At 40.3% G+C, this 12,451-nt stretch carries 17 protein-coding genes; 14 read left to right on the top strand and 3 right to left on the bottom strand.

Translation table 11 applies throughout. From position 1 onward, the window contains the following. The first annotated feature begins 53 nt into the window (after positions 1-53). The 8 genes from ACFILL_RS06665 (at position 54) to ACFILL_RS06630 (ending at position 4,646) form a co-directional block, all read left to right on the top strand. The gene (locus ACFILL_RS06665) at positions 54-419 is read left to right on the top strand and encodes a hypothetical protein (RefSeq protein ID WP_375643471.1); all 366 of its coding nucleotides are present in this window, start codon (positions 54-56) and stop codon (positions 417-419) included. Positions 420-447: 28 nt separating this feature from the next. Beyond that, on the top strand, positions 448-1,584 hold the full coding sequence (locus ACFILL_RS06660) for a DUF6990 domain-containing protein (RefSeq protein ID WP_375643524.1): 1,137 nt from the start codon (positions 448-450) through the stop codon (positions 1,582-1,584). An 89-nt stretch (positions 1,585-1,673) separates the two neighbouring features. Then, positions 1,674-2,039 (top strand): hypothetical protein, encoded by a 366-nt coding sequence (locus ACFILL_RS06655; RefSeq protein ID WP_375643472.1) that lies wholly within the window; start codon positions 1,674-1,676, stop codon positions 2,037-2,039. A 17-nt stretch (positions 2,040-2,056) separates the two neighbouring features. Beyond that, a complete protein-coding gene (locus ACFILL_RS06650) occupies positions 2,057-2,632 on the top strand; it encodes a hypothetical protein (protein ID WP_375643473.1) in 576 nt (191 codons plus the stop codon). Between the two features lie 715 nt (positions 2,633-3,347). Continuing rightward, the gene (locus tag ACFILL_RS06645; RefSeq protein ID WP_375681089.1) at positions 3,348-3,527 is read left to right on the top strand and encodes a hypothetical protein; all 180 of its coding nucleotides are present in this window, start codon (positions 3,348-3,350) and stop codon (positions 3,525-3,527) included. A 379-nt stretch (positions 3,528-3,906) separates the two neighbouring features. Continuing rightward, positions 3,907-4,074, top strand: a complete 168-nt coding sequence (locus ACFILL_RS06640) for a hypothetical protein (RefSeq protein ID WP_375663576.1) — start codon at positions 3,907-3,909, stop codon at positions 4,072-4,074. A gap of 121 nt (positions 4,075-4,195) precedes the next feature. After that, a complete protein-coding gene (locus ACFILL_RS06635; protein WP_375681088.1) occupies positions 4,196-4,345 on the top strand; it encodes a hypothetical protein in 150 nt (49 codons plus the stop codon). Positions 4,346-4,457: 112 nt separating this feature from the next. Beyond that, the gene (locus tag ACFILL_RS06630; protein ID WP_375643475.1) at positions 4,458-4,646 is read left to right on the top strand and encodes a hypothetical protein; all 189 of its coding nucleotides are present in this window, start codon (positions 4,458-4,460) and stop codon (positions 4,644-4,646) included. Positions 4,647-4,959: 313 nt separating this feature from the next. Here ACFILL_RS06630 and ACFILL_RS06625 read toward each other — a convergent pair whose 3' ends face one another. Then, positions 4,960-5,475: a short-chain dehydrogenase gene (locus ACFILL_RS06625; RefSeq protein WP_375637680.1), complete on the bottom strand. Its 516-nt coding sequence runs from the start codon at positions 5,473-5,475 to the stop codon at positions 4,960-4,962. Positions 5,476-5,493: 18 nt separating this feature from the next. Beyond that, a complete protein-coding gene (locus tag ACFILL_RS06620; protein ID WP_273790873.1) occupies positions 5,494-6,057 on the bottom strand; it encodes an NADPH-dependent FMN reductase in 564 nt (187 codons plus the stop codon). Between the two features lie 983 nt (positions 6,058-7,040). Between ACFILL_RS06620 and ACFILL_RS06615 the strand changes: the two genes are divergently transcribed. The 5 genes from ACFILL_RS06615 (at position 7,041) to ACFILL_RS06595 (ending at position 10,679) form a co-directional block, all read left to right on the top strand. Continuing rightward, positions 7,041-7,574: a hypothetical protein gene (locus ACFILL_RS06615; protein WP_375643476.1), complete on the top strand. Its 534-nt coding sequence runs from the start codon at positions 7,041-7,043 to the stop codon at positions 7,572-7,574. Between the two features lie 30 nt (positions 7,575-7,604). Continuing rightward, positions 7,605-7,814: a hypothetical protein gene (locus tag ACFILL_RS06610; RefSeq protein ID WP_375643477.1), complete on the top strand. Its 210-nt coding sequence runs from the start codon at positions 7,605-7,607 to the stop codon at positions 7,812-7,814. A gap of 52 nt (positions 7,815-7,866) precedes the next feature. Then, positions 7,867-8,433 (top strand): hypothetical protein, encoded by a 567-nt coding sequence (locus ACFILL_RS06605; RefSeq protein WP_375643479.1) that lies wholly within the window; start codon positions 7,867-7,869, stop codon positions 8,431-8,433. Positions 8,434-9,127: 694 nt separating this feature from the next. Beyond that, positions 9,128-9,505 (top strand): hypothetical protein, encoded by a 378-nt coding sequence (locus ACFILL_RS06600; protein WP_375643480.1) that lies wholly within the window; start codon positions 9,128-9,130, stop codon positions 9,503-9,505. 10 nt (positions 9,506-9,515) lie between these two features. After that, complete coding sequence (locus ACFILL_RS06595; RefSeq protein WP_375643481.1) at positions 9,516-10,679, top strand: DUF6990 domain-containing protein; 1,164 nt, start codon at positions 9,516-9,518, stop codon at positions 10,677-10,679. 917 nt (positions 10,680-11,596) lie between these two features. Here ACFILL_RS06595 and ACFILL_RS06590 read toward each other — a convergent pair. Next, positions 11,597-11,920, bottom strand: a complete 324-nt coding sequence (locus ACFILL_RS06590; protein WP_273790865.1) for a hypothetical protein — start codon at positions 11,918-11,920, stop codon at positions 11,597-11,599. A gap of 378 nt (positions 11,921-12,298) precedes the next feature. Between ACFILL_RS06590 and ACFILL_RS06585 the strand changes: the two genes are divergently transcribed. Further along, positions 12,299-12,451, top strand: coding sequence for a hypothetical protein (locus tag ACFILL_RS06585; protein WP_375681086.1), 153 nt, complete (start codon positions 12,299-12,301; stop codon positions 12,449-12,451).

Below are 12,451 nucleotides of genomic sequence, written 5' to 3'. Positions count from 1 at the left end.
AAGCTTCGGTTCATGAAAATGGCTTGAAAATTGAAACAAATGAGGGATAAAAAATGAGGGGCAATGGAAAAAATGCATCATTGGATGAAGAATTACGGTCTTTTTCGCTTGAAGAAGCGTTTCTGACACGCAAAAATTATAAAGTCATCTTTTGTATTGCTTTCATTGTGGCAGCTTTAAGAATGGCTCTTCGCTTCGTACCCATGTTGCTTGGGTGGAAGTTGGCGGAGTGGGAAGGGGATGTCGTGGCAGCTCTCTCGTTAATTATGGAGCTTATATCATGGTTTATTTTTTTGTTCATCCCTGTTGCCTTTGTGGTTCGTATCATTTTCACGGTTCTGTTGAAAGAAAAGATTGATAAGTTGGATCAAGCACTCTGGAAGCGGAGAAAAACCGCTTCTCAACAAAACAGCGCATGAAGGGGCGGGGAAAATGATAGATATTAAAATGATGGATATTATTGTTGTACTCTCGTGGGGTGTGGGCTTGACGCTTTTCACGCTGCTTTCTGCTGTGGTCATGATGTTTATTTGGGCATTGTATTACTCTACTTTCAAGCGGGTGAGACTGTATTGCCAAGTGACAAAAGAATTAAGCCGCGTGCTTGAACAACCTATCGCTTTTGAGCCGTCTAGTGGAGCAACGCCGATGATTAAGCTGTTATCTGAGGAAAAAGAGTTTTCTCTTTCTGATGAGGAAATCTTAACGATGGAAAGTGCAACGGCGCTTTTAAAGAGCTTGGGGTGGAAGGTGGAAATTGAGGGAAAAGGGGATCATTTGGCCACCTATTATTTACCAGATCGTGAAGTGCAGTTTCTTTATAATGCTGAGAAGGGGTATCCGCGATTTGATTGTGCAATTGCGGTGGTTTCTGGTATTCATGCGGCGGCTTGCCAAACGATAGACCCTTATAATTCTGGAGGCTTGATTGCTCTTGAATTGAGTTTTGATGTGAAGGGGGTGGAAATTTTTGAAGAAAAGGTAAGCGTTGGATGTTTACGTCGTGCACTCGAGAAAGCTTTAGAAAAGGCAATGACTGAGGTTGATCTTGGCAAGATGCTTCACTCTCAATATAGAATCCTGCCTTGGGAAAACAAAACTGTGGTCCCTCGGTTGGCTTCTTATTCCCTGCGTTATCTTGCAGCTCTGGCTTTGATGGGCGATGTTGAAACTTTACACTCTTATCACAAAAGCTTTATGGAAGGTGAGAAGCTGGGCTTTGAAACAAGCATCGAAGAGGAGCATCTGGAACGCGCAATGGTGATCGCTCAAGCGGTAGAAAAGACAAAGCAACCCAGTTACGATTTGCTTCAACAGGCGGCAAAGGATTTTTCCATGGAGGTAGAGAGCTATGAATATTTTAGAGCTACAGATCCCAATTTGTGCAATAGAAGAAGAGATTCTTATGAAAATTTGATCGAGGAAAAAAGAGAAGAATTAAGGCAACAGGGATATTTTGTTTACGAAAAGGACGCGATTTGTGAGGTTGATGGAAAAAACTATCGTCCTCATATTCTTTACATAAAGGATGGGGAGTTAGAATATATGGATGTAGAAATTAGGGTTGAGGAAAAAAATTATTGAGAAAAAATAAAGCGTTTAGATAAATTAAAAAGAGCTTAAACCTAAAAATAGAGCGTAAAAAGCGCGAAGCGTAAAAGCAGAGGGGAACAATGCAGGAGAAAAAAGCAACATTTGAAGAGTCTTTCTTTTCATTTAGAAAATTTATGGTGTCTTCAGTGGAAAGGCGTAAAGGGGTGGGACGGTGTAAAATAATAGGGCACCGCTTTTTTATCATGTTTTGTACATGCCTTATCATGATGGCTTTAGAAGTTCCTGCGGGTGCAAAGTCTCTGGTACAGCCGTTGCAATGGACAAGATGGGAAGGAATTGGTTCTCTTATTTTTCTCTTACCAGTGTTGATATGGTTTTGTCTTCTCACACCCCTTCCTATTTTGTGGGGCATTTGTCGTTTTAAAGAGCGTAAATTGGAAAAAATAAAGAAAAAACTAAAAAAAAATAAAGCAGCAAGAGATTAATCAATGAGGTTATACACATGAGGGGTGAGATCGCGTTTTTTATTTTGTTTCTGCCGGTTGGATATTTTCTTCTAAATGCAGTTACAGTTTTTGCCATTTTTGTGAATATGATTATTGTGGCGCCTTATTATTCTTTAATCAAGCGTTTGAGGCTCTATTACAGAGTGAAAAAACAAAGACGTTTGATGAAAGAACATCCACAGCGTTTTTGTTTCTTTGAAAAAAGCGGAAAAGAAAAAGAGAGAGTGCCGCAAAACTTAGCACTAGAAACACAGATAAGTTTCTATTCGTTAAAAAAATGGCTCGCTTTTTCACGCAAAGATTATATCCTCCACGCATGCCTCTCTTTCATCATTATGTTTTTCAAAGCTTATGTCTATGTGATTTTCTCTAAAGGGATAGCTGCTAAGGTAGATGAGAGCAGATTTGAATATATTATCATTCTCTTGTTTTTCTGGTTTTTTTTATCGGTATGTATTTTTGCAACGATCCCTGTTGTTGTGATCCTTCGTGAAATTTTAACTCATCGATTGAAAAAGAAGATTCAGCAGTTGGAAGAAGTGACTGAAGCAACCCAATCAATCAATTTATAAAGGGAAGGGGATAAAATGCATTACGAAATAGCGGCATTTTGGACGGTGATTTTGATCATTCTGCTGGGGGGTGTTTTTGATTTTTTCTTAACAATACCCATTGTGGCACTGTATATTTCTTTTATCAAGCGTTTGATCTCGTATTACAAGGTTACCAAACAATTAAACGCAGCGCTGAAAAAGCGCATGTAGTGCTCGTGTCATGGGGGAGGCATAAGTTTTAGATCATGCCATTGCTTCACGGCTTGGGAGGAGGGCATCGATTGTTTTTCTCATTTTACGCTGATCTCTGGGGGAAAAGGGTTGATGGCAATGAATAGGCTGGTGATAGGTTTGTAATAGGCTGATGATAGGCTTTAATGGGGCGGTTTATCGGCAGTTTGCTAGTTTTCTGTGAATTTGCAAAATCGTAAAAACGTGAAACTGTAATAGGGCGTGTGGTTGCTCAAGAGCCGTGACGGTTGTGGGGCGGTTGGGGAGAAAAGGTGCCAATGGAGGATGGTTGGATTGTGAAATGCGTCAAAATTGAAATGGGGGAATGGGGAATTGGGGGAATGGGGTAATGGAGGGCGTTGGGGGAAAAGGGTTGATGGCAATGAATAGGCTGATGATAGGTTTGTAATAGGCTTGTATAGGTTTTAATGGGGCGGTTTATCGGCAGTTTTGTTGTTTTCTGTGAATTTGCAAAATCGTAAAAACGTGGAACTGTAAAAGGGTGTGTGGTTGCTCAAGAGCCGTGATGGTTGTGGGGCGGATATGGGGAGAAGAGGGTGCCAATGGAGGCGTAAAGGTTGGATTGTGCAATGCGTCAAAATTGGAATGGGGTAATGGGGGAATGGAGGGCGTTGGGAGAAAAGGGTTGATGGCAATGAATAGGCTGATGATAGGTTTGTAATAGGCTGGTGATAGGCTTTAATGGGGCGGTTTATCGGCAGTTTGCTAGTTTTCTGTGAATTTGCAAAATCGTAAAAGCGTGAAACTGTAATAGGGCGTGTGGTTGCTCAAGAGCCGTGACGGTTGTGGGGCGGTTGGGGAGAAAAGGTGCCAATGGAGGCGTAAAGGTTGGATTGTGCAATGCGTCAAAATTGGAATGGGGTAATGGGGAATTGGGGGAATGGAGGGCGTTGGGGGAAAAGGGCTGTTGGCAATGAATAGGCTGATGATAGGTTTGTAATAGGCTTGTATAGGTTTTAATGGGGCGGTTTATCGGAAGTTTGTTATTTTCTGTGAATTTGCAAAATCATAAAAACGTGGAACTGTAAAAGGGTGTGTGGTTGCTCAAGAGCCGTGATGGTTGTGGAGAGGATATGGGGAGAAAAGGTGCCAATGGAGGCGTAAAGGTTGGATTGTGCAATGCGTCAAAATTGAAATGGGGGAATGGGGAATTGGGGGAATGGGGTAATGGAGGGCGTTGGGGGAAAAGGGTTGATGGCAATGAATAGGCTGATGATAGGTTTGTAATAGGCTGGTGATAGGCTTTAATGGGGCGGTTTATCGGCAGTTTGCTAGTTTTCTGTGAATTTGCAAAATCGTAAAAGCGTGAAACTGTAATAGGGCGTGTGGTTGCTCAAGAGCCGTGACGGTTGTGGGGCGGTTGGGGAGAAAAGGTGCCAATGGAGGCGTAAAGGTTGGATTGTGAAATGCGTCAAAATTGGAATGGGGGAATGGGGGAATGGGGAGCGTTGGGGGAAAAGGGTTGATGGCAATGAATAGGCTGGTGATAGGTTTGTAATAGGCTTGTATAGGCTTTAATGGGGCGGTTTATCGGCAGTTTTGTTGTTTTCTGTGAATTTGCAAAATCGTAAAAACGTGGAACTGTAAAAGGGTGTGTGGTTGCTCAAGAGCCGTGATGGTTGTGGGGCGGATATGGGGAGAAGAGGGTGCCAATGGAGGCGTAAAGGTTGGATTGTGCAATGCGTCAAAATTGGAATGGGGGAATGGAGGAATGGAGGGCGTTGGGGGAAAAGGGTTGATGGCAATGAATAGGCTGATGATAGGTTTGTATAGGCTTTAATGGGGCTGTTTATCGGAAGTTTGCTTGTTTTCTGTGAATTTGCAAAATCGTAAAAACGTGAAACTGTAAAACGGTGTGTGGTTGCTCAAGGGCTGTGATGGTTGTGAGAAGGGGATAAGCCCGTGTGAGAAGGGTTAGAAAAACGTTTGGTTTTGGAGCTGTTGATATAGGCATGCTGTTTAGAGGCGTAAGGGAGGGGGATTGTTCGTTCTCAAAGCCTATGATGTAAGAGAGTATGGGCTATTCAAGAGGGTGTTCGGGTATGGATAGAGATTGAAGGGGTACTGCTTCTTTGCAAAGCCATAGGTATTGATCATAAGTTTTGTTTATTCATATGGTTTTTTATGGCATCCAGTACCTGTTGGCTTATCTCCTTATGGGTCAGCCATCGTAAACCTTTGGGCGTTGTTTTTTGTCCTAATTGAATGGGGATAAAATCAACCTTGTTTTTGCGCGCGCACTCGAGGATCATTTGATCATGCATGTTGGAACCAAAAATATGAAGAATACATGGCGGTTTAGGCAAAAGAGCCAACTGCTCAATTAATGCGCAAGAAAATGCATAGGCGGGCGAATGAATCCATAATATGCAATATTTTAGATCATGCCATTGCTTCACAGCTTCTAAAAATTGCGCCTTTGATGCCGCACAATCATAATCCAACGACACACACAACTGTTTGTTGTGCAATGCCTCAAGCTGGACTTTATGGGAAAGAAAGCGTGCAGCAATAATCACTTCTTGCGGCTTTAGTGATTGATACAAAGGGGCTAGCATCCCTGTGCCCCCTACCACTAAATAACGATAGTGCGCATCCTTTTTTTTCATGCCCCCTCCCTTATTACTTTAAATCCCACCTCTTTGCTTTAAAAATGTGTACATTTCATCAGCAAGTCTTTCACAACGTGTTTGTACCTCTTCACTTGTAACTTTCCAAGTACGACCTTCATCATCTGAGGAAAAATCTTCGTTGGAAGAGGCGATTTGACATTGGAGTGTATAACCATAAAGCGTGTGCACCACCGGAACTAAATGCTCACACGGTTGTGCACATTTTTTGGCCGTACTCCCATGAGAGATAAGTCCAACAGGTTTATTTAAAAAGGCATTATAGCTCAAATTATCAAGAGCATTTTTTAAAACACCCGAATAAGACCCTTGATAAACGGGGCTTGCTAGAATAACGCCATCAGCCGCTGCAATGGTTTTTACAAACTCACGGACCGCAGCACTTGGATTAGCCTCTACCTGCTGATGATAATCGGGATCTGTCATCGGCAAGGGCTGTTCACGCAAATCAACCCACTGAAGTGATGCACCCCGCTTTATGAGGCAATCCGCTAAATAATTGGCTAAAGTTCTTGTTAAGGAAGGTTGACGCACAGACCCCAAAATAATTGCTATATTCAACAGGATTCTCCTTTATCTTTTCCCCACAAGCCTATAACGCAAGGCTTATAAAGAAGTGTGAGTAAAATGGCGCGTATCAATGCTGTTTATAAAGAGCAATTGTGCTGATATCGCATAGTTATAGAATCAATCCATGCTAACAAGATTGTTGACAAAACAACACCTCAAATTTGCAAGGGAATGTTAGTGCTTTCATTAATATTAAAATGCTTGATCTCAAGAATTGCGGCTGTCTCTCTGTCTTAGAAGCGCTTTGATGAATATATTCTAAGCTATTGGCTTGCAAGATCCCCAATGAAGAATGGAATATATCGTCATATTTTGAATGATCATTGATCCTTTTTAATTGGAATAAGAAAGTTGTAAGATTTTCTCATTTCAAATGCTCTTATTGCGCGATCATTTGCAAATCAATGGAAGTTCCTTTTTTCATGTCTTAAGTGGGGGGTCCGAAAACAATTGAGAAAAGAATAAAAATGCTTCTGTCTTTTCAAGGGATAAAGGCTATCGTAGAAGCTAGATAGGGCTGTTTTTTGGGCAGGGGTGGGGTTGTTGCAGGGAGCCTTAGGCTAATGGGGTTGTCCGTGTTGAGGAACGAGTTATGGCGTAGCTTGTTGCAAGGGAGGGTAAGGCTATTGTAGAGGCCGCAGGGGGCGTATATGAATGGTGCCGGATTACATTTTTTATTGAAACAATGGTAGTGATAGAGTTTATAGTAAGGGGATATATTCATGGGAGCGCTATTGTTATCCCTTTCATGGGGGCTGTTCATGAAATGGGGTGTACGCGCGTTGGTTTGGAAGTGTTGAGAGATTTCTTTAAAACAAGCACGTGAATTGGCAAAACTATTGGCAACATGAATATGCAATACGAGTATTTTCTGGGGTGTTCTGTTTGACGATAATGGATGCAATTGTGCTTTGAGAGATTATGCGTGTCCTTATAAAGTTAGGGACAAACAGTTGCATAAAAGGGAAGAGCAAATGAAGGGGGAAAATTCCACATTTTATAACAAACGGTGCTCTCTTTTTTTTGGAAAATCATTTCGTTCTTATAAAGATCATATGATTATTTGTCTTATTTCTATCCTTATTGGGATAGGTTATAAAGCTCTTTTGATCCCATTAGAAGCCAAGTGGCCGTTGAGTGTATCGCAGGATAGCACTCTTGTGGCGCTCTTTGTGCTGCGTGAAGTCATCATGGTGGTTGTTGTTGCCTTGATGCCTGTTTTATTGGTGCTTTATCTCATCTTAACGTATTTGTTGAAAAAAAAGATTCAGCAGTTAGAAGAGGCTATCCAGCAACGGGGTCACACAATCGATCAACAAAATAATCCAGTAAAAAACAATAGAGAAAAAATAAGCTGTTTTTTTATCGTATACTTTTGGTTGATATTTCTGCTAAACGTCTTTTTTCCTGCGGGTGTTGTCATGCTCATTTTAGAATTTTACTATTTTGTTTTCAAGCAGGTGAGAACGTATCGTAAAGTGAGACGGGCATTAAAACGCGTAAGATAAAGAGAGTGACAAGGCGCTTTTGTAGCTATCGTGAGGGGTAAGAGGCAATGTTTAGAAGCTCTCGTGACACAAGAAGAGGGGATGGTTGGAAAATCATCTGGCAAAGAGGATAGCCTATTTTCGTTTGTAATGAGGAGGATGCTCTTAATCATTGGGAAGAGCAACCGCGCTTTTAGAAAGTTGGGGGTTTTTGTTGAAAACAAGGGAAGCGCCATGCATCGCACTTTTCGTGGTTCTTAAAAGAGCGGGCATGAGATAAAGAAATGCGTTTTTCATAAAAAAAGGAAGAGCAATGAAGGGGAAAAATTCAGCATTTTATAATGGACTGCGCCATTTTTTCGAAAAAAGTATTTTTTCTGTGCGAGAGCATGTTGTCATTTGTTTTCTCTCTCTCATTATTGAGCTATGGAACAGGATTTTCTTTCTCTCATCTTTGGGTAGCCAAGAGAACTTGACAGGGTGGCAGGATACACCTCTTTTTCTCTCTCTGTATGCGTTTTGGAAAGTTATTACAGTGTGTGTTTGGGTCTTGTTCCCAGTTATGTTTATACTCTGCTTCATATTGCGGCGTTTGTTGGTAAAAAATATTCGGAAATTGAAAGGAATAGATCAGCAACGGGGTAAAATAACCGATCAAAAGGATCGATATAAAGAAAGTGTGAAGTGGAAAATGGACGATATTCTTGTTACAATATTCAGTTTCGTGCTTATGTGCGTGACATTGGTGGTTGCTTGTATTCCTATGATGATTTTACAACTTTATTATGGTGTCTTTAAGCAGGTGAGAACGTATCGCTGTTTAAGAAAAGAACTGAAAAACGTCTTGCAAGAACAGGATACAGCGTTTGAGAAGTCATGAGAGGGAAAAAATAATGAAGAAATTATGAGAGATTCAGCCTTTATAGGGATTGCTCTCTATACCATTTTGCCTCTGATATTTTTTGGTGCTCTTTCATGAGGTGTCCGTAAACATTGCTCTAAGGAGCAGTGTTGAGGGTGGCATTGAGTGAAAGAAAAGCCGATTATGGATTAGTATTGATTTAAGGGAATAAGAGCCCATGGGGTTTAGAGCCTAGAGTGAGTGCTTGGGACTTACTTTATCGTTTGAGGCGTGAGGAAGGAACGGTTTTGCTTGTAGGTGTTCGCGATATATGGGTTGTTTTCGTATTTTTATGAGCCTTGTTCATTCAAGCTTTGAAATGAATCCTATTGAAGTGGGGCTGCAGGGTCATTTTCTTGAAAATAGGAGAATTTTTGGGAAGAAAAAGCTGAATTGTGACTATTGTTTACAGATTGGCGTGGTTTGAAAATCTTTATTGTTTGCAATGTGAGGAAGGTAAGAGGGTGGCAAGGTAGCAGGAATATTATAATTTTTATTATGACGCAAACCATAATGGCCTGTGTACTTTTCTTTATTCCGGTGGTATTTGGGTTTTGCATCATCATAATGCGTAAATTGGAAAAAAATCCAGAAACGAGAAGAGGCAATCTCTGTGTGATAGCAAATAAGCTCTCTGTCGCACGGGTCTTTTCAAAGAGTGAGAGGGGAATACATGAAGGAGCAAAATTGGGCATCAGAGCAAGAAACGCATAAAGGAGTGCATTCTTTTTCGCTCCAGCAAGCGTTGCTCTCAGCAAAGGATTATAAAATTATCTTTGCTATTGCGGTTCTCATTATCATGTGGAAAATGGTTCTAGAAATACCAGGTGTATTGAATTGGCAGCTGACAGGGTGGCAATATGTTGTGCATGCCGTTCTCTTTAAAACAACGGACATCATAACGGTTTGTGTTATTATTTTTATTCCGGTTATGTTATGGCTTCGCACCAAAGTGACGGGTGAGTTGCGAAAAAATATTCAGAAACTAGAAGAAGCAATCTCGGTGCGAGAGCACATAAGCTCTCTGTCGCACGGGCTTTGTAAAGACTGAGAGGGGAAAAATGAACAGTGATCCTATAGCCGTATTTCTATTAGATCCCCTGTTTTGGGTGATGATTGTTATTTGCATGATCATTATCATGCTTATTTTAGCTCTTTATACCTCTGTCTTTAAACGGATGAAAATGAATTTCCAAGTGAAAGGCGAGCTGGAAAGAGTGCTTAAAGAAAATGATCTTGCAACGCAGCAGTTTTGGAAAGATGAAGCTGTGGTGCAGGAGAGGCGTTTGCAACTAAAGGAAAAAGAGTTCTCTGCCGATTATGATGATGATGATGAAATTCTCACGATAGAAAGTGCAACAGGGCTTTTAAAAAGCTTGGGATGGTCGGTGGAAATCGAGGGAAAGGGAGATTATTTGGCAACCCTCTTTTTACCAGATCGCGAAGTGCAGTTTCTTTATAACGAGAAACGAGTGGAAGAATTTTCGCCTTTTGATCGCGGACTTTTAATTATGAGCGGTATTTTTGCGGCGGCTTGTCAGACGATTAATCCTCATAATTCTGGGGTTGTTCCAACGGTATTTATGAATTTTGTACCCAATGGATTGGAAATTTTTGAAGAAAAAGTGAGCGTCCAGCTTTTAAAGAAAGCACTCGATAAAACTTTAAAATGGACAATGGAAGATGATTCTTTGCATGAAATGTTTCGCTCTCAATATGGTATTCCCCCTTGGGAAAAAGACTCTTTATCTTGGGCACCGGATGATGACATAGAGCTCGCACCTTATGCTTTGCTGCATCTTGCTGCTCTTGCCTTACTGGGCGATGTTGAGACTTTAGCTTCTTATGACGAAAGTTTTACGGCAGGGGAGAAGCTTGGCTTTGATGAAACCATTGAAAAAGTCCATTTGGAACGCGCGATGGTGATCGCTCAAGAAGTGAAAAGGGAAGGAAAGTTCAGTTACGATCTACTGGAACGGGTTGCTGAGAAGTGGTCTATAGCCATGGACTATCAGCTTTTCAGAGTGAGATCCCCTAATACGTGTAATCAAAAACGTGCTTTTCATAAAAAATTAGTCGAGGAGAAAAAACAAGAATTAAGGGAACAAGGATTTGATGTGAGTGATGAACAGTTCGTGTTTGAAGCAGAGGGGGTAAAACATGCTCCTGATATTACTTATATTAAAGATGGTGAACCTGCATTTATGGATATAAAAATTGATTAGTGTTGTACTCTCCTGTTGAAGGAAAGCACTCTTATTTAAAAGATGTGAAAGCGCCATGATTGAGACGCTTTCACACCTTTCTTACCAGAGCCAAATAAAGGGCTCGAAAAATCAAGAAGAATAGCCAAGATTTTAAAAAATAGACTGGAAATAGCTTGATCCTCAAGAATAGGGGGAAAAATCAATTATAAATTCTACTCTCTTCTTTAAGACTGTTCTGTTGTTTTGTTAGAAAATGCTCATAAATTATCGCTTATTCAAGTGCCTTATTCAAGCGGTATGAGGGAAAGGTCCATTGACTAAAGCGCTATGGGGGAGCTTTAAGGGTTAGAGCCTTTAAGGGTTAGAGCCTTTGTCATTTGAGGGGAGAGGAAGGCAAAAAATGGCATTTTTGAGCAGTGTTAGGGTCTTTTTCCTTTGAGGTGTTTTTTGTCTTTAAGCTGTTCTTGCCAATGAAGCAGCGCTTGTTAAGCTGCAACAACGTTTCAGTATGGTGATCTTGATACAAAAATTTATATGGTATTTTTGTGTTTTTCAGTCTGCTTCATGGAGATCTGTAAGCCAATCCGATGATGTAGGGGATGCATGGTCATTTTCTTGAAACAGAGGAATTTTTGGGAAGAACAAGAAGAATAAAAGGATTGCGGATTCTCATTGATTAAAGCGCTATGGGGGAGCTTTAAGGGTTAGAGCCTTTAAGGGTTAGAGCCTTTGTCATTTGAGGGGAGAGGAAGGCAAAAAATGGCACTTTTGAAGGCTGTGATATTTGGCCAATAAAAATAAAAACACAATAAAAATTAAACTAAAACAAAGGAAAAATTAAACTAAAAAAGGCCCCATTTAAAAAGGGCCTTTTTATTTAAGTTTTACAATATATACAAAATGTATATAACTTTACTTTAAGAACTTTTTGTAGCTTATACTCTAGTAGAAACAAGTTGTATGAAATATATAATAATTGATCCTAAAAAACTAGCTATTGCATTCAATAAACTTTTTCCTTTCTCGTATATATCGTTTATTGATGCTTGTTCTGATGCGCTTCTATTACTGACTCTCAGTATATTCAATGTATCCGATGTGTCCCTTACTTGTTTAACAAACTGTAAATTTGTTTTCTCAATAGTATAAGGTGCAACAATAGGAGAGGGCTGTTTATTGACTATACGATCAGATTTTTGAATCGCGAGAGCTAAACCACTTGTGATAGCCCCCGCTATGAAAAAATATCTGATATTCATAGTTTTTCTCCTATATTTATTTCGATAAATAAATATCGATACGTATCATATATAAATTCGATTTAAATAACTATAGTAAAAATACAACAATCACAAAAAAGAATAAACTTTGTCTATATTTTGACAAAATTTACCCTTAATTGCCTTAATGAATTCTTTTAGATTCGATTTTATGAAGGCGTAAAAAGGTTTGAAAGCTCTGTAGGCAAGTGGAATCCCATAAGATGGGTGATACGGCAGTCGCTAGAAAACTTCCTTTTGTGCCTTTGACCAAGGATTCATAAAAATGAGGGTTCATAAATAATGAGATGCGATGAAAATTGAGTAAAACCCTTGAAGGGAAGGATTCACTCTATTGAAGGCGGAGTGAATCCTCTTATGGATCGGATACTGCCTTATGAGGGTTTGGCAGTTTCCGTTGAGGGGAAGGATGCACTCTTTTTGAGGGCTAGAGTGCATCCTCTTATGGATTGGATACTGCTTCATGAGGGTTCGGCAGTTTCCGTTGAGGGGAAGGATGCACTCTTTTGA

The sequence above is a fragment of the Bartonella sp. AP20NXHL genome, assembly GCF_042196165.1.
GTDB lineage: Bacteria > Pseudomonadota > Alphaproteobacteria > Rhizobiales > Rhizobiaceae > Bartonella.
The sequence above is the reverse complement of the archived record's forward strand: the minus strand, read 5'-3'. Positions and strand labels throughout refer to the sequence as shown.